General features: G+C 65.8%; 30 protein-coding genes and 5 pseudogenes. 20 read left to right on the top strand and 15 right to left on the bottom strand.

Annotated features, from left to right (window positions below):
- Positions 1 to 64: 64 nt before the first annotated feature.
- Positions 65 to 937: an alpha/beta fold hydrolase gene (locus tag ACV7NQ_RS47305; RefSeq protein ID WP_463365443.1), complete on the top strand. Its 873-nt coding sequence runs from the start codon at positions 65 to 67 to the stop codon at positions 935 to 937.
- 121 nt (positions 938 to 1,058) lie between these two features.
- Here ACV7NQ_RS47305 and ACV7NQ_RS47310 read toward each other — a convergent pair whose 3' ends face one another.
- The 3 genes from ACV7NQ_RS47310 to ACV7NQ_RS47320 are packed head-to-tail and all read right to left on the bottom strand — an operon-like array spanning position 1,059 to position 1,807.
- Positions 1,059 to 1,451, bottom strand: a complete 393-nt coding sequence (locus ACV7NQ_RS47310; protein ID WP_463365444.1) for a hypothetical protein — start codon at positions 1,449 to 1,451, stop codon at positions 1,059 to 1,061.
- On the bottom strand, positions 1,441 to 1,641 hold the full coding sequence (locus ACV7NQ_RS47315) for a DUF427 domain-containing protein (RefSeq protein ID WP_463365445.1): 201 nt from the start codon (positions 1,639 to 1,641) through the stop codon (positions 1,441 to 1,443). The genes ACV7NQ_RS47310 and ACV7NQ_RS47315 overlap by 11 nt, the downstream gene beginning before the upstream one ends.
- Positions 1,562 to 1,807, bottom strand: a complete 246-nt coding sequence (locus ACV7NQ_RS47320; protein WP_463366081.1) for a DUF427 domain-containing protein — start codon at positions 1,805 to 1,807, stop codon at positions 1,562 to 1,564. The genes ACV7NQ_RS47315 and ACV7NQ_RS47320 overlap by 80 nt, the downstream gene beginning before the upstream one ends.
- A 220-nt stretch (positions 1,808 to 2,027) precedes the next feature.
- On the opposite strand from ACV7NQ_RS47320, the gene ACV7NQ_RS47325 reads away from it, so the two are divergent.
- From ACV7NQ_RS47325 to ACV7NQ_RS47340, 4 genes are all read left to right on the top strand, one after another.
- A complete protein-coding gene (locus ACV7NQ_RS47325; protein WP_463365446.1) occupies positions 2,028 to 3,383 on the top strand; it encodes a dihydrolipoyl dehydrogenase family protein in 1,356 nt (451 codons plus the stop codon).
- A 192-nt stretch (positions 3,384 to 3,575) separates the two neighbouring features.
- On the top strand, positions 3,576 to 3,923 hold the full coding sequence (locus ACV7NQ_RS47330) for a DUF427 domain-containing protein (protein WP_463365447.1): 348 nt from the start codon (positions 3,576 to 3,578) through the stop codon (positions 3,921 to 3,923).
- Positions 3,920 to 4,324: a hypothetical protein gene (locus ACV7NQ_RS47335; RefSeq protein ID WP_463365448.1), complete on the top strand. Its 405-nt coding sequence runs from the start codon at positions 3,920 to 3,922 to the stop codon at positions 4,322 to 4,324. Before ACV7NQ_RS47330 ends, ACV7NQ_RS47335 begins: the two co-directional genes overlap by 4 nt.
- A gap of 95 nt (positions 4,325 to 4,419) precedes the next feature.
- Positions 4,420 to 5,028, top strand: a complete 609-nt coding sequence (locus ACV7NQ_RS47340; RefSeq protein ID WP_463365449.1) for a redoxin domain-containing protein — start codon at positions 4,420 to 4,422, stop codon at positions 5,026 to 5,028.
- Here ACV7NQ_RS47340 and ACV7NQ_RS47345 read toward each other — a convergent pair.
- The 6 genes and pseudogenes from ACV7NQ_RS47345 to ACV7NQ_RS47370 all read right to left on the bottom strand — a co-directional run.
- Positions 4,981 to 5,539 (bottom strand): annotated as a pseudogene (locus tag ACV7NQ_RS47345) (cytochrome c biogenesis protein CcdA); the annotation flags it as partial. The gene ACV7NQ_RS47340 and the pseudogene ACV7NQ_RS47345 overlap by 48 nt on opposite strands.
- Positions 5,540 to 5,569: 30 nt before the next feature.
- Positions 5,570 to 6,796, bottom strand: coding sequence for an IS110 family RNA-guided transposase (locus tag ACV7NQ_RS47350; RefSeq protein ID WP_463363901.1), 1,227 nt, complete (start codon positions 6,794 to 6,796; stop codon positions 5,570 to 5,572).
- A gap of 237 nt (positions 6,797 to 7,033) precedes the next feature.
- Positions 7,034 to 7,366: pseudogene (locus tag ACV7NQ_RS47355) on the bottom strand (cytochrome c biogenesis CcdA family protein); the annotation flags it as partial.
- A gap of 10 nt (positions 7,367 to 7,376) precedes the next feature.
- Entirely contained in the window at positions 7,377 to 7,928 is a 552-nt protein-coding gene (locus tag ACV7NQ_RS47360; protein ID WP_463365450.1) for a protein disulfide oxidoreductase, read from the bottom strand.
- A gap of 197 nt (positions 7,929 to 8,125) precedes the next feature.
- On the bottom strand, positions 8,126 to 8,368 hold the full coding sequence (gene nrtS, locus ACV7NQ_RS47365; protein WP_463366082.1) for a nitrate/nitrite transporter NrtS: 243 nt from the start codon (positions 8,366 to 8,368) through the stop codon (positions 8,126 to 8,128).
- Positions 8,369 to 8,557: 189 nt separating this feature from the next.
- A complete protein-coding gene (locus tag ACV7NQ_RS47370) occupies positions 8,558 to 9,133 on the bottom strand; it encodes a hypothetical protein (RefSeq protein ID WP_463365451.1) in 576 nt (191 codons plus the stop codon).
- Positions 9,134 to 9,425: 292 nt separating this feature from the next.
- Between ACV7NQ_RS47370 and ACV7NQ_RS47375 the strand changes: the two are divergent.
- The 6 genes and pseudogenes from ACV7NQ_RS47375 to ACV7NQ_RS47400 all read left to right on the top strand — a co-directional run.
- Positions 9,426 to 9,557: pseudogene (locus ACV7NQ_RS47375) on the top strand (DUF1622 domain-containing protein); the annotation flags it as partial.
- A 187-nt stretch (positions 9,558 to 9,744) separates the two neighbouring features.
- Complete coding sequence (locus ACV7NQ_RS47380; RefSeq protein ID WP_463365452.1) at positions 9,745 to 11,376, top strand: radical SAM protein; 1,632 nt, start codon at positions 9,745 to 9,747, stop codon at positions 11,374 to 11,376.
- Positions 11,360 to 12,190 (top strand): class I SAM-dependent methyltransferase, encoded by an 831-nt coding sequence (locus ACV7NQ_RS47385; RefSeq protein WP_463365453.1) that lies wholly within the window; start codon positions 11,360 to 11,362, stop codon positions 12,188 to 12,190. Before ACV7NQ_RS47380 ends, ACV7NQ_RS47385 begins: the two co-directional genes overlap by 17 nt.
- A 7-nt stretch (positions 12,191 to 12,197) precedes the next feature.
- Positions 12,198 to 12,461 (top strand): alkylmercury lyase, encoded by a 264-nt coding sequence (locus ACV7NQ_RS47390; protein ID WP_463365454.1) that lies wholly within the window; start codon positions 12,198 to 12,200, stop codon positions 12,459 to 12,461.
- Positions 12,462 to 12,598: 137 nt separating this feature from the next.
- Positions 12,599 to 13,063: a DUF6596 domain-containing protein gene (locus tag ACV7NQ_RS47395; protein ID WP_463366083.1), complete on the top strand. Its 465-nt coding sequence runs from the start codon at positions 12,599 to 12,601 to the stop codon at positions 13,061 to 13,063.
- Positions 13,060 to 13,242 (top strand): hypothetical protein, encoded by a 183-nt coding sequence (locus ACV7NQ_RS47400; protein WP_463365455.1) that lies wholly within the window; start codon positions 13,060 to 13,062, stop codon positions 13,240 to 13,242. The genes ACV7NQ_RS47395 and ACV7NQ_RS47400 overlap by 4 nt, the downstream gene beginning before the upstream one ends.
- Positions 13,243 to 13,498: 256 nt before the next feature.
- Here ACV7NQ_RS47400 and ACV7NQ_RS47405 read toward each other — a convergent pair whose 3' ends face one another.
- Positions 13,499 to 14,287, bottom strand: a complete 789-nt coding sequence (locus ACV7NQ_RS47405) for a nucleoside phosphorylase (protein ID WP_463365456.1) — start codon at positions 14,285 to 14,287, stop codon at positions 13,499 to 13,501.
- 119 nt (positions 14,288 to 14,406) lie between these two features.
- Between ACV7NQ_RS47405 and ACV7NQ_RS47410 the strand changes: the two genes are divergently transcribed.
- The 4 genes from ACV7NQ_RS47410 to ACV7NQ_RS47425 are packed head-to-tail and all read left to right on the top strand — an operon-like array spanning position 14,407 to position 18,251.
- Positions 14,407 to 15,300, top strand: a complete 894-nt coding sequence (locus ACV7NQ_RS47410; RefSeq protein ID WP_463365457.1) for an Rv1678 family membrane protein — start codon at positions 14,407 to 14,409, stop codon at positions 15,298 to 15,300.
- The gene (fadE16, locus tag ACV7NQ_RS47415; RefSeq protein ID WP_463366084.1) at positions 15,300 to 16,421 is read left to right on the top strand and encodes an Rv1679 family acyl-CoA dehydrogenase; all 1,122 of its coding nucleotides are present in this window, start codon (positions 15,300 to 15,302) and stop codon (positions 16,419 to 16,421) included. Before ACV7NQ_RS47410 ends, fadE16 begins: the two co-directional genes overlap by 1 nt.
- 25 nt (positions 16,422 to 16,446) lie before the next feature.
- On the top strand, positions 16,447 to 17,259 hold the full coding sequence (locus tag ACV7NQ_RS47420) for an Rv1680 family SBP-like protein (RefSeq protein WP_463365458.1): 813 nt from the start codon (positions 16,447 to 16,449) through the stop codon (positions 17,257 to 17,259).
- On the top strand, positions 17,253 to 18,251 hold the full coding sequence (locus ACV7NQ_RS47425) for an Rv1681 family radical SAM protein (RefSeq protein ID WP_463365459.1): 999 nt from the start codon (positions 17,253 to 17,255) through the stop codon (positions 18,249 to 18,251). Before ACV7NQ_RS47420 ends, ACV7NQ_RS47425 begins: the two co-directional genes overlap by 7 nt.
- Here ACV7NQ_RS47425 and ACV7NQ_RS47430 read toward each other — a convergent pair.
- Complete coding sequence (locus tag ACV7NQ_RS47430) at positions 18,231 to 18,833, bottom strand: TetR/AcrR family transcriptional regulator (protein WP_463365460.1); 603 nt, start codon at positions 18,831 to 18,833, stop codon at positions 18,231 to 18,233. The two genes, ACV7NQ_RS47425 and ACV7NQ_RS47430, sit on opposite strands and share 21 nt — an antisense overlap.
- A 117-nt stretch (positions 18,834 to 18,950) precedes the next feature.
- On the opposite strand from ACV7NQ_RS47430, the gene ACV7NQ_RS47435 reads away from it, so the two are divergent.
- Both ACV7NQ_RS47435 and ACV7NQ_RS47440 read left to right on the top strand, forming a co-directional pair.
- Positions 18,951 to 19,598: a peroxiredoxin-like family protein gene (locus ACV7NQ_RS47435; protein ID WP_463365461.1), complete on the top strand. Its 648-nt coding sequence runs from the start codon at positions 18,951 to 18,953 to the stop codon at positions 19,596 to 19,598.
- 785 nt (positions 19,599 to 20,383) lie between these two features.
- Positions 20,384 to 20,710 carry a helix-turn-helix domain-containing protein gene (locus tag ACV7NQ_RS47440; RefSeq protein WP_463366085.1) on the top strand — a complete coding sequence of 109 codons (327 nt, stop codon included), beginning with the start codon at positions 20,384 to 20,386 and terminating at the stop codon, positions 20,708 to 20,710.
- A 144-nt stretch (positions 20,711 to 20,854) separates the two neighbouring features.
- Here ACV7NQ_RS47440 and ACV7NQ_RS47445 read toward each other — a convergent pair whose 3' ends face one another.
- A complete protein-coding gene (locus ACV7NQ_RS47445) occupies positions 20,855 to 21,553 on the bottom strand; it encodes a reverse transcriptase domain-containing protein (protein ID WP_463365462.1) in 699 nt (232 codons plus the stop codon).
- Between the two features lie 150 nt (positions 21,554 to 21,703).
- Between ACV7NQ_RS47445 and ACV7NQ_RS47450 the strand changes: the two genes are divergently transcribed.
- From ACV7NQ_RS47450 to ACV7NQ_RS47460, 3 genes and pseudogenes are all read left to right on the top strand, one after another.
- Positions 21,704 to 22,021, top strand: coding sequence for a hypothetical protein (locus ACV7NQ_RS47450; protein WP_463364608.1), 318 nt, complete (start codon positions 21,704 to 21,706; stop codon positions 22,019 to 22,021).
- A 132-nt stretch (positions 22,022 to 22,153) separates the two neighbouring features.
- A pseudogene (locus ACV7NQ_RS47455) lies at positions 22,154 to 22,516 on the top strand (recombinase family protein); the annotation flags it as partial.
- Positions 22,517 to 22,529: 13 nt separating this feature from the next.
- Positions 22,530 to 23,822 (top strand): recombinase family protein, encoded by a 1,293-nt coding sequence (locus ACV7NQ_RS47460; RefSeq protein ID WP_463365463.1) that lies wholly within the window; start codon positions 22,530 to 22,532, stop codon positions 23,820 to 23,822.
- Between the two features lie 33 nt (positions 23,823 to 23,855).
- Here ACV7NQ_RS47460 and ACV7NQ_RS47465 read toward each other — a convergent pair.
- The 3 genes and pseudogenes from ACV7NQ_RS47465 to ACV7NQ_RS47475 all read right to left on the bottom strand — a co-directional run.
- Positions 23,856 to 24,596: pseudogene (locus ACV7NQ_RS47465) on the bottom strand (reverse transcriptase domain-containing protein); the annotation flags it as partial.
- On the bottom strand, positions 24,593 to 24,847 hold the full coding sequence (locus ACV7NQ_RS47470; RefSeq protein WP_463365464.1) for a hypothetical protein: 255 nt from the start codon (positions 24,845 to 24,847) through the stop codon (positions 24,593 to 24,595). The gene ACV7NQ_RS47470 and the pseudogene ACV7NQ_RS47465, both read right to left, overlap by 4 nt.
- Positions 24,848 to 25,107: 260 nt before the next feature.
- Positions 25,108 to 25,658, bottom strand: a 551-nt coding sequence (locus ACV7NQ_RS47475) for an ISAs1 family transposase (RefSeq protein WP_463365465.1), incomplete at its 5' end; no start/stop codon positions are given.

Raw genomic sequence — 25,658 nt, forward strand, 5'->3', positions numbered from 1 at the left:
TGAATGTCAGTCGACTGACACTGTTGCGCCCCTGCCGAGCCAGAACCGTAGTGTCCGTGCCGTGATGCCACACGAGGTTCAGGATTGGCGCGACGGCGGAGGGATGGTGCGATGCCGTGCCGGATCGGTGTTCGTACGATCGGGCCCCGGTGCCGGACCGACGGTGCTGTTGCTGCACGGATACCCGTCGAGCTCTTACGATTTCCGTCGGATCGTCGATCGGCTCGGGGGCCGGGCGTGGATCGCGCTGGACTTCCTCGGTTTCGGGCTCTCGGATAAGCCGCGCCCGCACCGGTACAGCCTGTTCGAGCATGCCGACACCGTCGAAGAGGTTCTCACCGTCACCGCTGCGGGGCCGATCGTTGTGCTCGCGCACGATATGGGCACCTCCGTCGCCACCGAACTGCTCGCACGCGATCTCGAAGGCTCGCTATCGTTTCCGCTCGCACGTGGCGTGCTCAGCAACGGGAGCGTGATCCTGGAGAAGGCGACACTGCGGCCGATCCAGAAGATCCTGCGTGGCCCGCTCGGCTCGATCGCGGCACGGCTGGCCAACCGGGTGGTATTCACTCGCGAGCTCTCGAAACTGTTTTCGGCACAGCATCCGCTCACCGCGGAGGAGGCCGCGGCACAGTGGGCGTTGCTCTCGCACGCGGGCGGGCACAGGATCGCGCACCTGCTCATCGCATATCTGGACGAGCGGGTGACCTACGCCGACCGCTGGCACGGGGCGGTCCGCGACTGGCACAAACCACTGGGCTTCCTGTGGGGCACAGCGGATCCCGTCGCCACCACAGCAGTGCTCGACGGCCTGCGAACCCTACGCCCTGCCGCCCCGGTTATCGAACTATCGGGCCTTGGTCACTACCTACAGATCGAGGACCCGGACGCCTTCGCGGCCGGTGCCCGCAACCTCCTGGGGATCACCGGGCAGTAGCCGCGCATGAGGCGCGCCTTCCCGTGTTCGTCAGCGGCTGTGTTGGACCGCGCAGCGACCTCCCGGGGCGGCGGAGCGATCCCGAACACCCAGTTTCCGGATCCGATGGTCGACACCCGCGTCAGCTGCCTCGCCGCCAGAGCCCGGCCGCGAGCCCCGAGACGGCTCCCGCGCCGATCACGATCAGGATTTCAACCAGCGCACTGCCGGAGCCAGTCACGGTTGGTCCGGCCAGCGCATGTCGCGCTGCCAGCACAACGGTGGCGGCCGAAGCGACCGCCACGCCACCGACCACAGAAATCACAACGCTCAGCGACGACAACGGGGCACCCTTCCGGAGCCGACGTGCAGTCGGCCACGCCGCCACCACTAATAGTGGTGCGACGTGATAGGTCGTTGTCGGCTGCGACAGAGCCAAGGCGATCCACAGTGCTGCGAACACGATCGATACGCCCACCCTGGTCACTCGCCCGTCCCCGCGGGCGAGGGTCACACCGCCCGTCTCATGCTCCACCGAACCACCGCCGCCACCACGAGCGGTGCGGCTGCCCCTGCCTGTCAGTAGCCGGGCTGGTCCCCGCATCGACGTTCCGGATCTCCACTCCGCGCCAAAAGGCCACGTGGTCACGGATTTTCGAGGCTGCGGTGCTGGGTTGCGGATAGTACCACGCGGCATCCGGGTTGGTTCGGCCCTCGACAGTCACCGTGTAGTAGTGCGCCGTACCTTTCCAAGGACACCGCGTCGTTTTTCGCACTGTCCCGGAAATACTCACGGCGCAGCGACTCCGCCGGGAAGTAGTCGTTGCCTTCCACTTTGACGGGTCGCATCGCCTCAGCGAGCACCGCACCGTTCCACACTGCCTGCTTCACCCAGACCACCTCCTGATCGAATCGACCTCCACCCAACGCCTCCCCCATCGGGCAGAGCCGGTGAATGTCTGCCACATGACACTGCTGGCTGAATAAGCCAGTTGTCGACCACATACCTCTGGAAGCCGTCGCCTGACCACTTCGACCACGGGCACCGCAGAAGTGTCACCGCCCTGACAGCTACGCACGATCGCATGCCTCGAGCTGCTTTGCTGACCACATGGACTACGACGTGCTGGTGATCGGGGGTGGTTCCGCCGGCCTCGCTGCCACCGAGGCCGCAATGCGTGCCGGTGTACGCACCCTGCTGGTCGCCGAGGGTGAGATCGGCGGAGATTGCACCTTCACCGGGTGTGTGCCGTCGAAGACCCTGATCGAGGCCGCGGCGCAAGGGCTGTCGTTCCCGGACGCGATGGCCCGAGTACAGGCGACGGTGCGCCGGATCGCGGCCACCGAGACCGCGGATGTGCTGCGCGGACGCGGTGTCGACGTTATGCGGGGGCACGCCCGGTTCACTGGCGCCGATACCGTCGAGGTCGATGGGCGCCCGATACGCGCGGGCCGCGTTGTGATCGCAACCGGGACCGTGCCCGCGGTGCCGCGGACCGACGGACTCGCCGACATCCCATATCTGACGAGCGACACGGTGTTCAACGGTACTGATCCGCTGGAATCGCTGGTCGTGCTCGGTGGCGGTCCGGTGGGATGTGAGCTGGCCCAGGCGTTCTCGCGCCTCGGTGTCACCATCACGGTGCTCGAGTCCGCGCCTCGGCTGTTGCCGGGCGTGGACCCGGAAGCATCGGCGGTCATGACCGAAGTCTTCGCTCGCGAGGGCATCCCGGTGCACACGGGCGTCACCGTCACATCGGTCACCGGTGATCATGACAAGGTAGTGCTGCGCACCGACGCCGGATCCGAGGTCCTCGCGCACCGCCTCCTGGTGGCAACTGGCCGCCGACCAGACACCACGCAGTTGGGTCTCGAAGCCGCCGGAATCCGCACTGGTGCAGGAGGTTTCATCAAAGTCGACCGACACCTCGCCACGACGGCGCGCGGCGTGTTCGCCGCCGGTGATGTGACCGGGCTGTCGCCGTTCACCCATTCCGCCTATGAGATGGGTCGCGTGGCGGTGGGCGCTGTGTTTCGGCGGTGGCGCAGACCGTCGTTCGATCCCGCCGCCATCCCCTGGGTGGTGTTCACCGATCCGGAGATCGCCACGGTTGGTGTCATCGAATCCGATGTCCTGGATTCGCGGGCGCGAGTGGCGTATCTGCCGATGACGGAGGTGGATCAAGCGATCACCGCCCACCGCGCCGACGGTTTCGTCAAGCTGATCGCCGGTCCCCGACGGCTACTCGGAAATGCCTGTGGCGGAAGGGTTCTCGGCGCAACCATTGTGGCCGAACGCGCCGGGGAAATGATCCACGAACCGGCGCTGGCGATGCGGACCGCCATGTTCACCGGGCGCCTGGCCCAGACCACGCACGCCTACCCGACCTGGTCGACCGCGATTCAGCAGGCCGCCGCTCAATTCTTCGGGTACGGCCGTACACCCCGCCCACCTGTCTGCCGTTGACCCCGCATCCGAGCGCCACCCCATTCCGCTGCGATCACTTGGCGTACCGGCTGAGGTCCTGATCATTCGACTGTGAGGCCGCCCGCCGCTGCGAGTGGGTAGACGCTGTCAGCGTGCTGACAGTTGACCCGCGCCGATGGCATCGGCGGTGTGCACTGGATACCGATGGCACAAACATCGAGGAGGTCATTCATGATCCGCGCAGTGTGGAACGGAACCGTCGTTGCCGAGGCGCCGCGGACGGTGCGAGTCGAGGGCAACCACTACTTTCCACCCGACTCGCTTCGTCGCGAGTTCTTCCTCGACAGCGCCACCAAATCGGTGTGCCCCTGGAAGGGACTCGCCCGGTACTACACGCTGACGATGGACGACGAGGTCAACCCGGACGCCGCCTGGTACTACCCGAGGCCGAGCCCGCTGGCACGGCGGATCAAGAACCATGTGGCGTTCTGGAACGGGGTACGCATCGAAGGCGAACCCGAAGGTGAACGGCCCGGATTGGCCGACCGGCTGCCCGCCTGGCTGAGCGGCAAACAGTGAACGAGCGCCGTCTCGCTGGACGCGTAGCCGAGCCCGCGAACCAGCCGGCCGCCCAGGTCAGCACCGACCGGCTGCCGGTGTGGCGGATCGGCATCACCGGCGGACTCGTCGGGATCCTGTGCTGCGTCGGCCCGACCGTGCTGGCGATGCTGGGGATCATCAGCGCCGCAACAGCATTCGCGTGGGCCAACAACCTCTACGACAACTATGCCTGGTGGTTTCGCCTGGGCGGGCTGGCCGTGCTGGCGGCCTTGATCTGGATATCGCTGCGCCGCCAACGCCAGTGCAATATCGACGGACTGCGCCATCGCCGAAGGAAGCTGCTCACGGTGCTCGCGATCGCGGTCGGGACTTACGCGGTGCTGTATGCGGTCACGACGTGGCTGGGCACCTTCGCATGAGCAGCGAGCCGACTCACAAGTGGTCGAGGTGTAACGGCAGCCAGGCTGCATCCCGGTAGGTCGGCAACACCGAATGATCGCTCACAAGGGACACGATGAAACAGCTCAAGCAACTCACCGGAATCGGTGACCGGATCGGCGAGGTCGATCTGCGCGATGTCGACGGCAACCCCGTCGACCTGGACACCCTGCTGGGGTCGCCGCTGGTCGTCCCGAAGGTCCGCTACTACGGATGCATGCCGTGCAGGGCGTATCTGGAGCAGCTCGACCAGCTACGGCCGGAGCTGGAGGCGGCCGGTGTGGCTGTGGTGGGCGTCGGCGGTGCCGCGGACTATCAGGCCCGGCACTTGATGGACGAAGGTATCGGTTTCCCGCTGCTGCTCGACCCGGACCACACCCTCTATCAAGCGGTCGATGTCCATCACATCGCGTGGTGGCGGATGCTCGACCCGCGGACCTGGTGGAAATACCTGTCCGCCGCGCGACGCGCCCGCCAAGGCCGCATCACCGACCACCCGCTGCAGGCGCCCGGTCTGGTGATCATCGGCAAGGACCGCACCGTGCGGATGCTGCATCGCGGGCGCACCTCGGCGACTACCCGCCGACCACAGAGGTACTCGCCGCGGCCCGCCGAATCGGCAGCGGCGGCTGAACATTCAGCGCGGCATGGTCGATCGACGCAGCTGCGCCGATCTGCGGCGTGACCAGCGCCAGCCCAGGCCCGCACCGGCCGCCACCAGTGCGGCGAGCACAATCAGCAGCGGTCCCACTCCGATGGCGTTTACCCAGTCCGCGAGTGCTTGCTGGATTCGGCCCGCTGCCTCGATGATCGGATCGTTCGCGCTGCCGTCGGCGAAATACAGTCGCAGCTCGTAGACACCGTAATAGGCCACATACGCACCCGTCAGCACCAGCAGAGTCCCGCCGATCCGGGTGAAATACGGCAGCAGCCTGCGCAGTCCGGCGCCCACCGTGGCGCCCGCCAGGGCGACAGCGACCGCGAGCACACCGACCAGCAGCGCCATCCCCGCGCCGTAGGCGAGATAGGCGGCGATGCCGCCGAGTATCCGACCCACCACGAAATGTGGTGCTGGTGACGGCCAGGAACGGGCCGATCGTGCACGACAGCGACGCGATCGCATAAGCCACGCCGTAGCCGAACATCGAACCCAGCCGAGCCGTCGGAGCTCCGCGCCCGAGTTTCGGCAGTATCAGACATCCCAGGAGCTTGGGTGTCAAGGAAATTCAAGCTGCGAGGTGCTGGTAGCGGTGTGACCAGGCCGCTTGCTGGCTGTAGGGAGTCTTGGTTTTCAGGCAGCCGTGCAGGATGCCGACGAGCCGGTTGCCGAGCTGGCGGAGAGCGGCGTTGTAGTTCATGTCGCGGGCTCGTAGCTCGTCGTAGTAGGCGCGCGCTCCGGGGTCGTGCAGGATCGCCGCACCGGCCTGCATGTGCAGGGCGTCGACGAGCCGATCGTTGTGGACGAACCGGGCGTGGACGGTTTTGGTCTTGCCGGACTGGCGGGTGATCGGGGCGGTGCCGGCGTAGTTCTTGCGGGATTTGGCGTCGGCGTAACGGCCATCGGCGTCGCCGAACTCGGCAAGCACCCGGGCGCCGGTGATCACGCCCATGCCGGGTTGGCTGAGGTAGACCTCAGCGTCCGGGTGCCGGCCAAAACACGACCCCACCTCGCCCTCGAGGATCTTGACCTGCTCGTTGAGGGTGCGCAGGACCGCGACCGTCGCGCGGACCGATGCCGCGTAGGCGCCGGCCACGATCTCGGCCTGGCCCAGGTGCTCACCGCGCAGCGCCGCCTGGATCGCGGCGGCCTTGGCGGGGATATCGCGGCGTCGTGCCCGCTTGAGCGCGGTAGTGATCTGGCCGATCGTCAACCGTGCCGCAGTGGCGGGATCGGCGGCCTTGCCCAGCAGTTCGAGGGTGTCGGCACCGGCGAGCCCGAGCGGCTTGTAGGCCTCGAGTGCCGCCGGGAAGTACTCGCGCAGCGCCGTGCGCAGCCGCAGCATGTGCCGGGTGCGTTCCCAGATCAACGTCTGATGCGCGCGGGCGGCGACCTTGACCGCCGCGGCCTCGTCGGAATCGGCGGCGACCTGACGCAGCTGGTGGCGGCGGGTGCGCAGCATGTCGGCCAGGGTCTTCGCGTCGGCCTTGTCGTCCTTGGCGCCCGACAGCGACAGCAGTTCCCGATGACGGGCAGCGGTTTTCGGGTTGACCCCGTACACCTGGTAGCCGGCCGCGACCAGCGCCCGCACCCACGTGCCGCGGTCGGTCTCGATGCACACCAGCACCTGCCCGGGATCGGAATCCTGTGGCAGGAACCGGGCGATCAGCTCATGCAGCCGGGTCATGCCCTCGACGCCCTCGGGTAGCCTGGCTGCCTTCAGGGTCTTGCCTTGTTCGTCCTGCACCTCCACGTCATGGTGATCTTCGGCCCAGTCGTCTCCGACGAACAGCATCGTGTGCTCCTGAATCTGCCGGTTCGGTCATCAGCAGCCGACGGGAGACCCAGCGCCCTAATGGACCAGTGCTCACACCAAAGGTGTTGGTGGGCACGACATCCCATAAGTTGTTTCGCTCCCGGCCACCGGCAGGGGCACGGTCTGACACAAGAACTCGAAGCTCAGGGTGCGTAAGTGCTCACCTGCCGGGGCTACCGGCACCGAGTCTGCCCTACCGACCGACCCGGTAGCTCCCATTAGGGTGATGTCGCGTCCGGTCAGCAGCCATCCGCCCAGCATCACCAACGCCAACCCGATTATTACGGTCACCGCGGGCAGGTACCGTTGGACCGAAAACGTCAGCGGCGCAATGACAAGTCCGAATATGCCGAACACGAGCAGGAACCCGGCGGCCATCGCGACAGTGGCCACCAACGCCCGCCCGACCGCCGTGGACCGGCCGCGCGCGGTTGTGTCCTCGCCGAGGACAACCAGCGTCAGATATCCGGGTAGCAGCGCGAACCCGCACGGGTTCAGCCCGGCGACCAGCCCCGCCGCCAACGCGAATCCCAGTGTCCCACTGTCCATCAGGTAACCGTCAGCCTCTGATCGTGTCGATGCGGGAGGTCAGCTCCGCGTCGGGCAATGTCCCCCGCACCACCTCAACGCTCCCGTTCTTGCCGAGGAACGCGAAGGCCGGTTGCGCGGTCACACCGAACCGCTGCCACACCGAACCGTCGACATCGGCCAGGTTGGGGAAGAACCCCAGATCATATTTCGACACGAACTGCTGCATCGCCGGAACCTGATCCAAGGCGGCGACCCCGACGAAACTCACATCGGGATGGGCGTGCGCGGCCTGCGCAATCCCGGGCGCTTCCCGCTGACAGGTCGGACACCACGGCGCCCAGAACCACAGCACCACCGGCTTCCCGGCCAGGCTCGCACCCGAGAACTCGTTACCGTCAATGGTTTTCGCGGTAAACCGAAGCTGCTCCGGCACCATCGACGCACCGGGCGCCGGGCTCGCTGCCGCCGCAATAGTCCCCGACGTCGATGTCGAGGAGTCCGCGTTGTCGCCGGAATTGCCGCAGCCGACGGCGAGCACGGCGGCGGTGAGCAACGGCACCAATATGCGGGCAAGTTTCACGGTATGACCTCCGAATCTATGGCGAACACGACACAGGCGCAAACGGCGACATCCTGATTCAACCCGCACGACGCGCTCGGGCAGCCAACAGTGTCAGCGACCCGACAATCGGCTCCCGCCAGCGCGGCACACCTACCCGGGGCGTGTGCGGTGCCGTGCCATGTCGCTGGTCGGCACAAACCCGACCGGCGCGGCAGTCACCGCAGGCACTTGGCTGACCTTCGCCGCGCCGCTGATCTGCCCGGCGCACGGCGGGCCGACAGGTACCCGACGCTGGCAACCAGGAACGGCACAACATAGTTCACCGCGACCCGCAGCCACGTGCCGACCGTTGCCTGCCCGTCAGCGACGACCATGCCCTGGTTCACCACCGACAAAATCGTGCCCACCAAGAGCGCGGTCGGCAGCGCGGTGCGAATCGTGTAGCCCCACACGAACATCGCCACCGCTTCGCTCCTACGGGACCATGTCGCGGAGGAAACCGGGACTGCCATGGCCGCTACCTTCCTATGCACGCGAGGTCACCAAGACCCTGAACGCCCAAGTGAACCCACCGCGACCGCACTGAGGCGGTGGAAATGTCAGCGCGATGACAGAGAACGCCCGGCAACCGCGGGCGCCCGTCGGGTCTACCGCCGACCGAACCGAGCGAGCATCAGGAGCACACCCAAAGCCGCGCCGAACAGCAGATGTTCGGTTACGAAGGTGCCGTTGCCGACAATGCTGGCCATGTTGCGGATCGGGTCGTCACCACCGAACAGTGATGCCGCCAAAGGCAGTCCGATCCATCGGCTGATCGCGTAGACGATCAATCCCCACACCACGCCCGCCGCCACGAGCACCAGGCCGCTCTGGTGGGCCAGCCGAGCGCCGACCGCGAAGATCGCCCCGTACATAGCGCCGGTCATCATGTGGACCGCCGCGCCGAGAACCGCGGGACCGAACGAGAAGGTGAACGCGTCCCCGGTCATGGCGTTGTGCATCGAGGTCATCATCGTGTCCGGGGCGATGAAGGTGGCCGCGATGTGATAGAGCGGCGTAAAGAAGCCGGTGTCCTGATAGGTCCAGGCCGCGATCATCGCGTACATGGCCATCACCACCGAGGCGACGACACCTGCCCCGGCACCCCACGCCGCGGCGACCCCGAGCCCGCGCGCGCTGATCTTTGTCGACGAATACGTACCCTCCGAAGCTGCGGTAGCCATAGCAAGATTTCCTTTCCCAATTCCCGATATAGCGTCACCCGTAGGAAACCCCCATATGCCCCCATATGCCCCGCGCGGCGGCACGACTGTCAGCACGATGACAGCATCGCCGCGACCTGTTCGCAGACCATTCGCTTCCCCGACCACTCCGCCGAGCTGATCGAGCGTTCGAGATCTGCCATCACAGCGACGAACACGTGCCGATACCGAAACGCGCACGCCGCGTGTGCTTCCCCCGGGTGTCGGCCGCGCCGCCACTGAACCGGCCGATCGCCGGTGAAGACAAGCTCGCCGCACCGTGGCGATCTCGCCGACCTACACCAGCGTCGGCGTCCTCGCCATGATCGTCGCGGTACGAACATTCCTCAGCTTCTCCCTGGAAGTCGAACTCGAGGGCCGCTGGCCATGGCAACGCCCCGAACCCACCGCAGATCACATCGAGAACCCGCCCACCAACGACCAACGACCGCGACAGGCGCTGCCCTGACCACATTCGACCGGCTCATCGGAAGTCCGATGTCTGTCGGCGACCTGACACTTTCGCACTCTTCCGCAGTAATCCCTGGTGAGGTGGGCATCATGTGGAGCATGACCGGTAGCGGAGGCGGCCAGTGACCGAAGCGAAGCAGGATCGCGACGAGGTGTTCGTCGAGTACACCAAGAGCATCTGCCCGGTGTGCAAGGTGGTTGTCGATGCACAGGTCAACATCCGCGACAACAAGGTGTACCTGGGTAAACGCTGCCGCGAGCACGGCTGGTTCGAGGCTTTGGTGTACAGCGACGCCCCCGCATATTTGGACGCGGCCCGGTTCAACAAACCCGGCACCCTACCGTTGGAGTTCCAAACCGAGATCCGTGACGGCTGCCCCTCGGACTGCGGCCTGTGCCCCGACCACAAGCAGCACGCCTGCCTCGGGTTGATCGAGGTCAACACCAGCTGCAACCTGGACTGCCCGATCTGTTTCGCTGACTCCGGCCATCAACCCGACGGCTATTCGATCACCCACGAACAGTGTCAGCGCATGATCGACGCTTTCGTTGCCGCAGAGGGTGAACCGGAGGTGGTGATGTTCTCCGGCGGAGAGCCGACCATCCACAAACACCTCCTCGACTTCATCGACCTGGCCCAAGCCAGCCCGATCCGCACCGTCACCATCAACACCAACGGCATCCGGCTCGCCTCCGACAAGAACTTCGTCAACGCGTTGGCGCAACGCAACGGGCGAGGCGGCAAGGTGGTCAACATCTACCTGCAGTTCGATGGGCTCGAGGAACAGACACACCTGCACATCCGCGGCCGCGACCTGCGCGCGATCAAACAACGCGCACTGGACAATTGCGCCGCCGCCGGGCTGACCGTGACCTTGGCCGCCGCCATCGAACGCGATGTCAACACCCACGAGATCGGCGCCATCATCTCCCACGGGCTTGCGCATCCCGCGGTCCGGGCGATCGCGTTCCAGCCGGTGACCCACTCCGGTCGCCACCTGGAATTCGATCCGCTGCAACGGATGACCAACCCCGACGTCATTGCGGCCATCGCCGAACAACTACCGCAATGGTTCACCCCGGCCGACTTCTTCCCGGTGCCGTGCTGCTTTCCCACCTGCCGATCGATCACCTACCTGATCATCGACGGCACACCCGGCGAATTCGACTACACCGTCATCCCGATACCGCGGCTGGTACCTGTCCAGGACTACCTCGACTATGTCTCCAACCGGGTCGTGCCCGACTACGATGTGCGCGAAGCACTCGAAAAGCTATGGAGCGCTTCGGCTTCGGTGGGCACCGCGACCACCGATGAGAAACTCGTGCGCGCTGCCGAGGCGATGGTGTGCGGGCCGGGCGGCTGCGGAATCGACCTACCCGAAGCCGCCCGCGAACTCGCCGACCGAGCGTTCATGATCGTGGTACAAGACTTTCTCGACCCCTACACCCTCAACGTCAAACAACTGATGAAATGCTGCGTCGAGGAGATCACCCCCGACGGGCGACTCATCCCGTTCTGCGCCTACAACAGCGTCGGCTACCGCGAACAAGTCCGCGCCCAAATGACCGGCACCACAACACCGGACCTCGTCCCCAACGCAACCGAACTGCAACCCCTGCTCACCCGATCAGCACACGGATCCATGATCGCCCGCAACGGCACCACACCGTCGACACCGATCGCTGCCGACCGGACTAATATCGGTGCTCGCGCGGTGCCCGAGGTGGACAGCCATGACCGCCCGCAGTGACCACGAGGTGGTGGCAGCGCCCCGGCATGGGGCCGATGTCGTTAAATCCTGTTGTGCGGACGCGTATTCGCGCGATGTCGTCGCGCTGCTGCTCGGGGACTCCTACCACCCGGGTGGCCTCTCGCTGACCCGCCGCCTCGCCGACCGCCTCGACCTGCACCCCGGCCACCGCGTCCTCGACACCGCCTGTGGCCCCGGCACGACCGCACGACTGCTGGCGACCGAATACGGCGCTGACGTAGACGGTATCGATCTCGCCGCGACCACCCTCGCCACCGCCCGCGCCGCGACCGACACGGCCGGCCTGAGCGCGCGCGTCCGTTTCCACGTCGGTGACGCCGAATCGATTCCGTTACCCGACAGCACCTTTCATGCGATCGTCTGCGAGTGCGCGTTATGCCTGTTCCCGGATAAGACCTGCGCCGCAACAGAATTCGCGCGCGTGCTGAGCCCCGGTGGCCGGGTCGGCATCACCGATGTCACCGTCGCCGAATCCGGTCTACCGCCCGAACTGACCGATCTCGCCTCGCATATCGCCTGCATCGCCGACGCCCGTCCGGCCTCCGACTACATCGACCTACTGACCGACGCCGGACTAACGGTCACGACCCTCGAGAACCACGACCACGCAGTGACCAGGATGGTCGACCACATCGACGCGCGGCTGGCACTATTGCGCATCACCACGCCCGACCGGCTGACCGAATCCGGACTCAACCCGGCGACAGCAACGCGTTACCTGTGGGCGGTCCGACAAGCGGTCACCGACCAGCTGATCGGCTACACCCTCATCGTCGCCCAGAAACCGAGGTGACCGAACGATGACCACCATCGAAGTACTCACCGTCCCCGACTGCCCCAACGCGCCCGCCGCGCTCGAACTGCTCCACAGCTGCCTCGACCAACTCGGCCTCGACATCGCGATCCACCAGCGGATCGGGAACTACCCCTCCCCGACCATCCTCATCGACGGCGCCGATGTCATGGAACCACCCCCGACCACCACAGCGGCTTGCCGCCTGGATGTGCCGACCGAGGATCGGATCCTCGCAGCGCTCACCCGGATCCGCGACCGCCCACGATAAGTTCGCCTCGGACTCACCGCGCCCGTAATCAGGCACGTGCATGCCGGGCGGGAACCGGACCGCTGGCCGTGACGTATTTCCGGTCGAGTGATCACACCGTGTCGATTTTGGGGGATGCTGTTCGTAGCTTGGTGAGGGTGGGGAATGCCCGCCCCGCAAGTCAGGAGCTTCGCCATGACGAAGTACCTATTTTCCACACATTGTGTCGACGGCGAGGTCCGGGAGCCGATGACGCCCGAGCAGATGCAGCAGTCCTGGCGCTACTGCTGTTGACCGAATCGCGCCAAGCGTCACGCACGCGACCCGACGGCTCACTCGTGCTGCTCGGCGAACAGGACCGCACCACATGGGACCAGGCCATGATCGCCGATGGACAGGCCATCATCCGCGCCTGCCTGCGCCGTGGCCAACTCGGCCCGTACCAGCTACAGCCCGCGATCAGTGCTGTGGACGCCGAGGCAGCGAACATCGAAACCACCGACTGGGCCCGGATTCTCATGCTCTACGACCAACTGCTCGCCATCGCACCCACACCAGTAATCGCCCTCAACCGCGCCATCGCGGTCGCCGAACTACACGGCCGCTCGCGGCATTGGACGTGATCGAAGAATTGCCGCTGGACAACTACTACCCATTCCATGCCACCCGCGCCGATCTGCTCTCCCGGCTCGGCCGTAACCACTACGCCCAGATCGCCTACCGCCGCGCCGCCGCACTCGCACCGACCGAAACCGAACAGATCTTCCTGCAACGCGGCGGACGCGGTGCCACTCCAGGCTGAAACCGTCACATTCCGAAGATCACTCTGGTTCTGGAACGTACGAATCAACCCCGGCAACCCCAGATGCATCCCTTCGCGTTCGGCCGGACCATGGGCGGCTCGCATTCCGAGCATCGGTTGCTGGCAAATCGCCACTGATGCAGTACGCACATCGCGCCGAGTGACTCCGACAGAAACACCACCCACCCCGGTCAGCCAGAGACGGCACCGGGATCTTCGCGGACAGACGCGCTCGTCGGAGCCGAGGTTCGGGTAATCAGCTCAGTGCGGCTGCGGCGGAGCGGGCGACGGCGAGGGCGTCGTGTACACCGTTGTCGACGCCTTTTTCGAAGTCCACATCTGCGGTGGCCATTGTGTTGGTGATGTGGGCGAAGCAGACCACCTTCCGATCGCGTGCGGCCGCGTAGGCGTAGAGGGCGGCAGCTTCCATTTCCACGCACGCGATGTTGTGCTGTTCGGCCGCCTCGATCGCGGACGCGGTCTCGCGGTAGGGCGCATCAGTGGTCCAGGACGAGCCCGTCCACACCGGCTCGGGCAGATGGTCGAAGGCCCCGACCAGCCGCCGACGCAACTTGTCGTCGAGCCGGCTCCAGCGCCCCGGCGGTAGATAGTGGGCGCTGGTGCCCTCATCGCGCAGCGCCCGGTCGATGAGCACGAAGCAGGGCAGCTCATCTATTGCCGAGATCTGGCCTGCCGAGGTGATGCTGAGGACGAGTTCGGCTCCGGACGCGGCGAGTTGCTCGGCGACAAGGACGGCGAACGGTGCGCCGACAGCCATTCCGACAACCCCGATCTCGATGCCGTCGAGATCCACGGTCCACATCTCGGTGTGATAGCAGGCCCACCCGGGATATCGGCGGCCGCGACCACTGGCGGCGAGGTAACGCACGATGTCGCCGTCCGGATCGAGCAAACCTACGGTCGGCACCTCGACATCGGGAAGGCCGCGCTGACGGCGCGCCTCCCGCAGCAGGTTCGTGGGCTCGAACACCGACGGCGCCGAGTAGTTCTTGGCAGCCAACAACGGATAGACATCGGCATCCACCGCACCATCACAGCATCGGCCAGTTCGACGATGCTCGCCGGGCCGAAATAGTGACGAATCGGTGACGTCGGCGCTCGTTCGACGAAACGCAGGTGCCGGTCCGAGGAAACTGGGCACCAATGACTACGCATCGTCGGCTACCTGTGGCTCAGGTTCTGTTCACGACCGCGCCGCCCCCGGCTCGGGTGAGCGGTCTTGCGGTGAGTGGCCTGCGCATCCTCGCCGGGCTCATCTGGCTGTACAACGTGGTGTGGAAGATCCCGCCCGACTTCGGCGAAAACAACAACAGCGGTTTGTATCACTTCACCCGGTTGGCCGTGGACCACCCCGTATTCGCGCCGTTCAGCTGGGTGATCGAGCATGTCGTGCTGCGGAATTTCACCGGATTCGGCTGGCTGACGCTGATCATCGAGACGGCGTTGGCGGTGTTGCTGCTGACCGGCACCGCGGTCCGGGTCGCCGCCCTCCTCGGGGTCGGCCAGTCGGTCGCGATCGGTCTGTCGGTCGCCGAAGCACCGGGCGAGTGGCCGTGGGCCTATGCGATGTTGGTCGCCATCCATCTCGTGCTGCTGCTGACACCGTCGGGACAGTTCGCCGCGGTCGACGCCGTCCGCGCCGACCGCGGCGGCGCGTCCCGGCTGCTCACGGGCTGGGGCGTGGTGCTCGCGGTGGTCGGCGTGATCGCGCTGATCGGCGACATCGGTAAGGCCGCGCGCGCTCCGCTCGGCTCGCTCGTTGGGATTCAGTCACTCGAGTTCTCGCTCGGCAATTACAACCTGATCGGCGCCGTTGTGCTGCTGGCGGTCGCGGCGCTGTTGGTTGTCGGCGCGGTCCTGGGTCGAGGTCTCATGGCCTGGGCCGGGGCCGTATTGGCCGCGGCCGCCGCGGTATCGATCTATGTCCAGTTGGGCCGCGCAGACAGTTGGCTCGGTGCGACGGGGTCCAGCGCCGCCATTTTCGTCTGCGCCGCCGTCGTGTCTGCGGTCACCGGCCGCCTGATGAAAGGATCGTGATGGACCTTCCCCCGTTGGTGAAACCAGTTGTCGACGTCGCGGCGCAACATGCCGAACGGGTCGACGCCGAGGGCGTGTTCCCCGTCGCGTCCGTCGCCGCACTGCGCGAAAGCGGCCTGTTGGGTTTGGTGTTACCGGCCGAGGTCGGCGGACTGGGTGCTGGGCCGGTGGAGTTCACCGAAGTGGTCGGGGAACTCGCTGCCGCGTGCGGCTCGACCGCGATGATCTATCTGATGCACGTGTCCGCGGCGGTCACCGTCGCCGCCGCGCCGCCCGCCGGATCGCCAGATCTCGTGCCCGCCTTGGCGAATGGAACAGCGTTGGGCACGTTGGCCTTCAGTGAGAAGGGTTCGCGATCGCATTTCTGGGCGCCCGTCTCGACCTCCGCCACCGTCGGTGACGCGGTTCGCATCAAGGCGGACAAGAGTTTCGTGACGTCCGCCGGATATGCCGACGTCTACGTCGTCTCCTGCGGTTCGGTGTCCGGTATCGGCGGTGAGGTCGACTTGTACGCGATGACGGCCGGGACGGACGGACTCAGCGTGGACGGGCATTACGCGGGCCTCGGGCTGCGCGGTAACGCGTCCGCTCCGATGACCGTCGACGTCGAGATCCCAGCGGCGCAGCGGCTCGGCGCGGTGGCAAGCGGGTTCGCGTCGATGATGGAGACCGTATTGCCGTGGTTCAACCTCGGCAACGCGGCGGTGTCGCTGGGACTGGCGGGCAGCGCGCACGCCGCGGCGCTTATCCACGTCGGCGGGGCGCGCCTGGAACATCTCGGCGAATCACTGGCCCAGTTACCGACGATCCGCGGGCAGATCGCCCGCACCGGGATCGCGCTGGCGGCCCAGCGAGCGTATCTACGGTCGGCCGCTGACAGCGTCACTGCACCGGACGACAACACGCTGACCCACGTACTCGGCGTCAAGGCGTCGGCCAACGACGCGGCGCTAGCCATCACCGAATCGGCGATGCGGGTATGCGGCGGCGCCGCGTTCTCCAAACACCTGCCGATCGAACGGGCATTCCGGGACGCGCGGGCTGGGTCGGTCATGGCGCCGACCGCGGACGCGCTCTACGACTTCTACGGCAGAGCCGTCACCGGGCTGCCCTTGTTCTAGAGATTGCTCTGGAAAGGATTGGGTCATGGCTGATCAATTGATGGTGGGGGCGGTCGCCTACACACCGAACGTGGTACCGATCTGGGAGGGCATCCGCGACTACTTCCGCGGTTCGGACGGCGAGATGGATTTCGTGCTGTATTCCAATTACGGCCGCTTGGTGAACGCGCTGATCGCCGGGCACATCGACATCGCATGGAACACCAACCTCGCGTATGTGCGCGCGATGCTGCAAACCGGTGGTCATTGCACCGCGATCGCGCAGCGCGACACCGATGTCGACTACACCACGGTCTTCCTCGCGCCGACCGGGAGCGGACTGCGCGGTGCGGCGGCGCTGGCCGGTCAGCGGCTCGCGCTCGGGTCCGCCGATTCCGCGCATGCCGCCATCCTGCCGCTGTATTACCTTGCCCGCGCGGGTGTTTCGGCATCGGACATGCAGGTGACCCGCTTCGACACCGATATCGGTAAGCACGGCGACACCGGCCGCAGCGAACTCGACGCCGTCGGCGCCGTCCTGGCGGGCGAGGCCGACGTGGCCGCGGTCGGGATCTCGACGTGGCATGCGATGGGCTCGCAAGAACTGATGGCCGGCTCGCTGGAGATGGCCTGGCAGACAGAGGGCTACTGCCACTGCATGTTCACCGCGTTGGACACCTTGCCCGAACAGCGATACAGGCCCTGGCGGGACCGGCTGCTGGCGATGGACTGGAATATCGCCGAGCATCGCAAGATTCTGGAGCTCGAAGGTCTGCGGCAGTGGGTGCGGCCGCACCTGGACGGCTATAAGCCACTGTTCGCCGCAGTCGCGGAACAGGGCATTTACCCGCGATGGTGATCCTCGACCTGATGCGCGCGATGGCGGGTCTCGCCGACGGCACCCTCGCCGAGGTACCGATCCGCTCGGCCGCCGATCGCGACCTCGCCGAACGCTGGTGCGCACGAACCGGGAACACCGTTGTGCGCGCCGACGTCGACGAACACGAGACCGGAACCCTCACCGTGCGACGCGGCCGCACCCAGGACCCGAGCATCGTCGTGCCTGCGGATCGGATGCCCGGCGCGAGGTTGTGGCTCTACACCAACTTCCACTGCAACCTCGCCTGCGACTACTGCTGCGTCGCATCGTCACCGCACGCGCCACGCCGCGAACTCGGGCCCGAACGGATCGCTCGACTGGTCACCGAGGCCGCGGCCTGGGGCGTGCGAGAGCTGTACCTCACCGGCGGCGAACCGTTCCTGCTCCCCGACATCGACGAGATCGTGCGCTACTGCGTGAACACGCTACCCACCACGGTGCTCACCAACGCGATGGTGTTCAAGGGCCGCGGACTGCGGGCACTAGAATCGTTGCCGCGCAACGGATTGGCCCTCCAGGTCAGCCTCGACTCCGCCACCCCTGATCTGCACGATGCACATCGCGGCATCGGCAGCTGGCACAAAGCCGTACACGGCATCCGGCTGGCCTTGTCGCTCGGTTTCCGAGTCCGCGTCGCCGCCACCGTCACCGCACCCGCGCCGGGTCAGCTGAGCGAATTCCACGACCTTCTCGACCAACTTGGCATCGCCGCCGACGACCAGGTGATCCGGCCGATTGCCGCACAAGGGCTCGCGACAAAAGGGGTCGTGGTGAACCGCGAAACCCTCATACCCGAGGTGACCGTCACCGCGGACGGCGTGTACTGGCACCCCGTCGCAGCCACCGACCCAGACGCGCTGGTCACCCACCGGATCGAGCCACTGACCCCGGCCCTCGACGAGATCTCCCGGCTGTTCACCGAGCAATGGACGAAAACATCAACCGCCGCGTCACTGTTCCCGTGTGCGTGATGCGAGGGTGCCGATGGTCGAGGAGACCGTGCGCTGCAGCGCCTCCGCTCCAGCACCGGCTCGCGAACGCAGGTTGACGCCGTAGGCCAGCAGGGCGAGCATGTCGGCGGCATCGGAGACCGACACACCCACCCGCAACTGGCCGCGACGCTCTGCCGCGGCGAGGGCACCGGCCAGGGCGTCGCGCAGTAGCCGATAACGCTCGTCGAGCAGTGCGGCGACCGCCGGATCGGCGCGTTCGACGCCGGTATGGGCGTTGACGATCATGCAGCCCCATCGGGCATGGACGCCCGAGCACCGCACCTCGATCAGCCCGGCAAAGAATTCCTCGACGGCGGGCAGACCACGCTCGTCACGGGCGAGCGCTTCGAGCGCGGGCCGCGCCTGGCGATCCACGTATCTGCGCAGCGCGGCGAGATAGAGCTCACCTTTGTCGCCGAAGGTGGCATACAGACTCGACCTGTTGAGCCCGGTGGCCGAGGCGACGGCCTGGATCGATGTCGCGGGCGCACCGTGCTGCCAGAACAGCCACTGCACCCGCTCCAGCACGGAGTCCGGGTCGAAGTGTTTGACGTCGGGCACGAGCACTCCCACCGATTCTTGGAATGACTATTTCAGGATATGTCTTGACTCTTTCGCAGCGCACCGAACATCATGGAACAGTCGTTCCAAGATACCTGTTTCGAAAGGCCATACGCCATGAGTCTGCGCGCCGAACTGCGTGAGTTCTACGAGAACAGCCGTCAGGGACGGCCCGTCGACATCCGCGAGGTCATGGACCGCGCCGCAAGCGGACTCGCCGAATCCGGTCTGACCGACCAAGCGCTCACGGTCGGCGCACAGGCACCGGAGTTCACCCTGCCCTCTGCCACCGGCCGCGCATTGCAGCTCGCGGAGCTACTGGCCGACGGCCCTGTCGTGCTGACCTTCTATCGCGGCGCCTGGTGCCCGTACTGCAACCTCGCGTTACGCGCGCTCGAACAGCACCACACCGACATCACCGCGCGCGGCGCGCGCCTGGTGGCCGTGTCACCCCAGATTCCCGACGAGTCCATGTCGCTGACCGAAAAGCAGCAACTCACCTTCGACGTGCTCAGCGACATCGGCTCCGACGTGGCAAAGCAATTCGGCATCGCCTTCGACCTGCCCGACGACCTGGCAGCGCTCTACGACCGCTTCGGCTTCGATCTGCAACGCGTCAACTCCGGCCACGCCCGCACCCTGCCGCTGCCCGCCACCTACGTCATCGACCGCGACGGCATCATCCGCTGGGCCTTCATCGACACTGACTACACCCACCGCGCCGAACCCGCCGACATCCTCGCCGCCCTCGACGAAGTCCAATAGCCTCGACAACGGCGACATCGCCACCCATATCGAACCGATCGAAGAGCAGTCGCATGGGCTCACGACCCGACAGTGTCACTGTCCATCTACAGCAACGCACACCCCGAGGACCTGCAAGCCGCCGGAAACGCGCTCTTCCAGCCCACCAAACCGTCAAACTCTCCCGAGCGTTGGCACACTGACCACTCCGATACCGAGCCCGAAAACCCCAAAAACACCCTCTGACCTGGAGCCGCCTGGGGGAATCGAACCTCCCATTGTCGACACCCATGCCTCATGATCGTCGAGCACACGCCCGTTGTCACCAGACAGTTTGCGAATTTCCCACGCACCCAGCTTCAATGAAGCCGTTGCTCGACGAGGAGCCAAGGGCGCTGGACGCCCTCGGATGTACGCAGAGCACGAACAGCTGCGCAAGGCACCTTGCCCTGCACAACTCAGTGCGGTAAGAACGAAAAGCCTTCTCAGGGAACCTATTCGATACTCGACCGCGCTGACGCGCTGCTGGGTGCACCCGAGAAGGAGGGACTCCGTTGAGCCGGAACTCCCGCATATACCCCTGTCGACATCGGCGACTTCACGACGGATCATCCACATTCTCGAATCAGCCCGGCACCCCGTGACGCCACTTGCCCGGCACAAGACCCCTCACATCAGTTATCTTTTCGGCCATTCGCACATGACTCCTGTCCTGCTGCATACGGGTTCAGCAACATCCCAGCCCAGGACTGCCCGACCAGCCCAGCACCACCTCTTCCCGAGCGGCTCCGTTGAACAGCGGTGAGGTGTGGCTCAGCACAGACGAAGTGGCCGCGCGTCTCAAGATTCCGAAGAAGACGCTCGCAGTCTGGGCCTCCACCAAACGAGGTCCCCGATACGCACGAATAGGCCGCTACCGTCGGTACCGACTCGATGACCTGGTGCTATGGGAGCAAGAACAAATCGACAAGGTCGGGTACCCCGAACCACAGGGTCCGATCGACACGGCCCATGACGACCGGCGTCGACCCCCACCAGGAAACAGCGGGGCCACGGTCCGAACCGCTGAGCGCCACTGTCTTCTCGGCGAGTCGGTCGCATCAAAGAAAGTGCGGCACAACCGGACCCACTGACCCGAAGCCATCGAGTTGCCCAGACGTCTGATGCGACGCAATCGCCGATTCCGCTCCGAGCGATCACGCCCTCTGACAGGGCCCCGGATCGCGGTGGGGACCGCCCTCTCGGGCGGTCCCCCGCACAGATCCCAGCGTGCGGGATTACCGCACTGGGCTCCTGCCTCGGGTTCTGGCGTCGAAGCGCACGTAGGGCGATGGGTGCTTCACGCGGGCTGGTGGTAGCCATCGATCCTCAAGGCGGCGCATCCGTTTCCAATCCAGGCGCGAACGCTGGCTCCGGCGCCGTAACGCCTTGTGCCAGTGCCGTGTGACCTGCTTGCGGAAAGCGTTCACCGCATCAATGTTTCCGGGCACGGCGTAGTAGGCAAGATGGCCGTGCACCACGCTACGCAGCCATCTGCCCTGCTCCGGGATGGGTCGATGCCGACGCTGCTTGAGTTGGTCGCTGACCTCCCGCAGCTTGCCCCGCATCCGTTTCGCGATCGTGACACGCCGCAACCAGAACCGCCCTGCCCTGGTCTTCCCGCAGAAGTGCGTGAATCCAAGGAAGTCGAACGTCTCCGGTTTGCCCAGACCCCGCGCCGCTCGCCGCCGGGCGGCATGACGCCCGAACTCGATCAGCCGGGTCTTGTCCGGGTGCAATTCCAGCCCGAACTTCGCGAATCGCTCGCGAAGATCGATGAGGAACCTCTGCGCGTCGTTCTCGTACTCGAAACCCACGGTGAAATCGTCGGCGAACCGCACGACGATCACGTCGCCGTGCGCATACCTTTTCCTCCACCACTGGACCCACACGTCGAAGACGTAGTGCAGATACACGTTCGCGAGCAGCGGTGACACCTCGCCTCCAACGCAATGGGCAACTTCTGCTTCGATGTCACGCTGAATTACCGGCGGCTGGAACGTCCTCGGCGCATCGCAGGGACGGCGGTGTGACATGTTTGATGTTATCTTTGTGTCATGCGTGTTGGTGATAGTCGTTGCGGCGCTATGGAATTCGCGCAGCGGGTCAACTCGGCGGCTGAGTTGCTCGGCAACGGTGTCGTGGTTGCCGAGGCTGCACGGGTGCTGGCGGGCGAGTTCGGCTGCTCGCCGCGTCAGGCTCGCCGGTATGTCGAGCGGGCCGCCGCGCAGGGGCGGGTGGTTGTGCCGGAGCAGACGGTGGTGTTCACCGTCAAACTGCCTGTGGCGCTGGTGGATCGGGTGCGTGAACGAACCGGTGAGTCGGGCGGCACGATCTCCGCCCTGGTTACGCGCGCGTTGACCGAGTTCCTGGCGCGGGGTCACCACCAGCCCCGGCGCAGGTGAACGACCGGGCGGTGGAGACGGAATTCGTCTTCGACCGCCACGCGGCCACGGATTTGTCGGTGGCTTACGACATTCTTGTGCCACAACGCCGGGCCCGCCTCACGCGGACCCGGGAGGAAGGACTACCGCCTGATGACGAGTGCGGTGATATACGCCCGGGTGTCTTCGGCCCGGCAGAAGAAGGACGAGACGATTCGCTCGCAGACCGTGGCGCTGCGCGCCCACGCCGAGCAACTGGGGCTTGAGGTCCCCGCGGAGTGGGTCTTCGAAGACGAAGGACACTCCGGGGCTACCCTGATCCGGCCGGCGCTGGAACGGTTGCGTGACCTGGTCGCCGGGGTCGGGGTGGACGTGGTGCTGTGTTATTCCCCGGACCGGTTGGCCCGCAAGTTCGCTTACCAGGCGCTGTTGATCGAGGAGTTCACCCGCGCCGGGACACGGGTCGAGTTCGTCAAGGGCCCGCGCGGGGACACCCCGGAGGATCAACTGCTGGTGGGAGTTCCAGGGCATGTTCGCCGAATACGAGAAAGCCCAGATCATGGAACGCTATCGGCGCGGCAAGACCCACCGCGCCAAGACCGGGTCGGTCAACGTGCTCTCGGGCGCGCCGTTCGGCTACCGATACCTGCGCAAGAGCGACCACACCGGCGCGGCCTACGAAATCCTCGCCCACGAAGCAGTTTTGGTCGCGGAGATGTTTCGGCGCTATGCCGACGACGGCGCCTCCATCGCCGAGCTGACCCGCTGGCTCACCGAACAGGACGTGCCCACCCGCACCGGCAAGAGCCGCTGGGACCGCTCGGTGATCTGGGGGATGCTGCGCAACCCCGCCTACGCCGGTCGCGCTGTATTCGGCAAAACCATGGTCGTGCACGAATCGCCGGGGCTCAATCGGGTCGCCCGACTGCAGGGACGCTCAACACCGAAGGCGTCGAAAACCGTCGACCGGCCCCGCGAGGAATGGACCGAGATCGCCGTTCCCGCGATCGTGACCGAAGAGACCTTCGACCGGGTCGCGCAACGGCTGACCGACAACAAGCGATTCGCCTCCCGCAACAGCAAGATCCCCTCGCTGCTGCAAGGCCTCGCAGCATGCTCGAGCTGCGGATACGGCTACTACCGCACCTCGACCCGCACCACGAACAAGAAGATCTACTACTACCGATGCCTGGGCTCCGACGACTACCGCTACGAGGGTGGGCGGGTCTGCGCCAACAAACCGGTCCGCGCCGACTACCTCGACACCGTCGTCTGGGACCACATCACCGGGATGCTCGCCGACCCGCAACTGATCCGCACCGAGATCGACAAACGCCTCGTCGCCGAGCGCAGCAGCGACCCGGTCCTCAAGCAACGCAAGCAGCTCGAGACCGCGCTGGCCAAGGCTCGCACCGGGATCGCCCGCATGATCGAAGCATTCGGCGAGCAACTGATCACCATCGACGAGTTGCGCTCACGCATGCCGGACCTACGAGCGCGAGAAGCCAACCTACACAACCAGATTCAAGCACTCGACAGTCAACTCGCCGACCGTGAAGGCTACCTCGCGCTCGCCGCCGACCTCGAGGGATTCCTCGGCCAACTCCACAGCAAAGCTGAAGTCTCGACCGTCGAGGAACGCCAACGGGTGCTGCGGCTGCTCGTCAAAGATGTCCTGGTCGGGGCCGACAAGATCACCATCCGCCACCGCATCCCCATCCGGGAACGCACCGGCGACGACACCCCAAACGCCGACAGCACCGACTCGGAGGGCGAACATTGCCCATTGCGTTGGAGGCGTAACCGACGCTCCTTGCGGTGATCCTTCCGTCGTCTCCAACCACTGCCCATCCTCGACGACACCGGCAGCCAACCATTTACCGACGAGCCGCAGGACCCGCCGATCCGCGATCCGCTGCTCGAGAAACTTCCCCAGCCAGCCTCGATCAAGCTTGCCGAAGAAGTCGCGGACATCCGCGTCGAGCACCCAGTTCACCTTCTTCCGCTCGATCCCGACCGCGAGCGCGTCCAACGCGTCATGCGGGCCGCGGCCCGGCCGGAAACCATAGGAGAAGCCCTTGAAATCCACCTCGTAGATGGCGCCCAGCACCTCGACGACGGCCCGCTGAACGATCTTGTCCTCCAGCGAAGCGATGCCGAGCGGCCGCTGCCGTCCGTCCGCCTTCGGGATGTACACCCTCCGCGATGGTTCCGGCTGGTAGCGCCCTGTGTGCAGCCGGGCATGCAGATCCTGGAGGTTGCCCTCCAAACCCTGCCGGTAGTCCGCCCACTTCACCCCATCCACCCCCGGCGCGGCTTCCGGGCGGATCGCCCAGAACGCCGCCCGCAGGCGGTCGACGGTGACATGGTGCAACAGCGCTGTGAACCGTGCTTCCTTGTCCTGTCGTGCAACTTGACGCACACGCCCCAGCGCACTTGGCACGCCTGGTCCGGCTCTGTGTCCGGGACGTGTTTTGCCGGCCGTGTTCTCCTCGGCCAGCCCCCTTTCCTCCACCATCTCCGCAACCACCGAGGCGGTCTTGTTCGACGGCTTCGCAGGTACTACGGGGCTGTCAGACTTCCCACGCTCGTTCATCCCGGGATTACCGCCTCAGCGTTCCCCGAGCGGCCCGCCCCGTGATCAGCGGGATGGGCGAGACATGGGATCTCCCGGTTCTCGCGCATGGAGATTCCGTACATGCCCTGGTTCTCCGACCGCGCGGGGTCCGCCGACGGCTCGCGCATAACGCCGCCGACGATGTTGCCTTCCGACCACTTTGACGGCGTCGGCACCCCGAACACACTGATTTCGCGGCTCAATAGCCCGGCCTGCACGTACCCCGACACCAACGCTTCACCAATACCCTCACGAGCATCAGCGCATGGGCGGGGCCATCGTGGATCGCTACTCCTTCGATGCAGAGCTCTCTCATCTCCTTCTCCATGCCGGTTTATCCCGGCGCTCCAAAGTCGTGTTTCAGCATGTCAGGAGTAGTTCGACGGGCCGGTTGAAGTCGTGGGCATTGTGTCGTAGGGCGGCGGTGATGTTGGTGTGGCCGGTCAGGCGGAGCAGGCTGATGGCGGTGTTGCGGTAGGGTGGCCATGACTTACGGTCCTGCGCCGGTGCGGATCTGGGAGCGGTCTTCGTCGTAAGCGGTGTCGCGGACCCAGTGGAGTTTGTTCTCGATCGACCAGTGCCCGCGCAACCATTCTGCTATCTGTTCGGGGGTGGCGTCGGTGCACGATATGGACGTGACGGCGTAGACGGTTTCGGTGTGACGTTTGCCGGTCTTGGCGATGGTCCGGGTGCGGGTGATCCGCAGTACCTGCGCGGCGCCAGGGAATCCGATTCCGGTGGTGATGGCGGTGGCTTTGAGGGTTCGCCGCTCACGGCGGCCGTGACCGGAGGAAACAGTGCTGGATGCGGGAATGTGTTTCCATGGAAGGGCTTTCACGCGTTTGCGCAGGCCGGGTTGGTTGTTCTTCACGGTCAGGATGTAGTGGCCGCCGCGGTCGGTGACAGCGGTGGCAGTATCGCGGCAGCAGTGCAACGCATCGGCGGTGACGACCGCGCCGGTGATGTCTAATGACTCCAGAAGTGCCCGCAGCACGGGGATTTCGTTGGTTTTCGCGCCGACCGTGATCTGCGCGAGCACTG

The sequence above is a fragment of the Nocardia sp. Tas62D01 genome (genome assembly GCF_055232035.1).

Coding starts and splice junctions, on each gene's coding strand:
- ACV7NQ_RS47330 (WP_463365447.1), top strand. CDS start 3,576: ATGATCCGCGCAGTGTGGAACGGAACCGTCGTTGCCGAGGCGCCGCGG.
- ACV7NQ_RS47420 (WP_463365458.1), top strand. CDS start 16,447: ATGGCTGATCAATTGATGGTGGGGGCGGTCGCCTACACACCGAACGTG.
- ACV7NQ_RS47410 (WP_463365457.1), top strand. CDS start 14,407: ATGACTACGCATCGTCGGCTACCTGTGGCTCAGGTTCTGTTCACGACC.
- ACV7NQ_RS47385 (WP_463365453.1), top strand. CDS start 11,360: ATGACCGCCCGCAGTGACCACGAGGTGGTGGCAGCGCCCCGGCATGGG.
- ACV7NQ_RS47370 (WP_463365451.1), bottom strand. CDS start 9,133: ATGGCTACCGCAGCTTCGGAGGGTACGTATTCGTCGACAAAGATCAGC.
- ACV7NQ_RS47305 (WP_463365443.1), top strand. CDS start 65: ATGCCACACGAGGTTCAGGATTGGCGCGACGGCGGAGGGATGGTGCGA.
- ACV7NQ_RS47435 (WP_463365461.1), top strand. CDS start 18,951: ATGAGTCTGCGCGCCGAACTGCGTGAGTTCTACGAGAACAGCCGTCAG.
- ACV7NQ_RS47325 (WP_463365446.1), top strand. CDS start 2,028: ATGGACTACGACGTGCTGGTGATCGGGGGTGGTTCCGCCGGCCTCGCT.
- ACV7NQ_RS47340 (WP_463365449.1), top strand. CDS start 4,420: ATGAAACAGCTCAAGCAACTCACCGGAATCGGTGACCGGATCGGCGAG.
- fadE16 (WP_463366084.1), top strand. CDS start 15,300: ATGGACCTTCCCCCGTTGGTGAAACCAGTTGTCGACGTCGCGGCGCAA.
- ACV7NQ_RS47350 (WP_463363901.1), bottom strand. CDS start 6,796: ATGCTGTTCGTCGGAGACGACTGGGCCGAAGATCACCATGACGTGGAG.
- ACV7NQ_RS47450 (WP_463364608.1), top strand. CDS start 21,704: ATGGAATTCGCGCAGCGGGTCAACTCGGCGGCTGAGTTGCTCGGCAAC.
- nrtS (WP_463366082.1), bottom strand. CDS start 8,368: ATGTTCGTGTGGGGCTACACGATTCGCACCGCGCTGCCGACCGCGCTC.
- ACV7NQ_RS47390 (WP_463365454.1), top strand. CDS start 12,198: ATGACCACCATCGAAGTACTCACCGTCCCCGACTGCCCCAACGCGCCC.
- ACV7NQ_RS47460 (WP_463365463.1), top strand. CDS start 22,530: ATGTTCGCCGAATACGAGAAAGCCCAGATCATGGAACGCTATCGGCGC.
- ACV7NQ_RS47425 (WP_463365459.1), top strand. CDS start 17,253: ATGGTGATCCTCGACCTGATGCGCGCGATGGCGGGTCTCGCCGACGGC.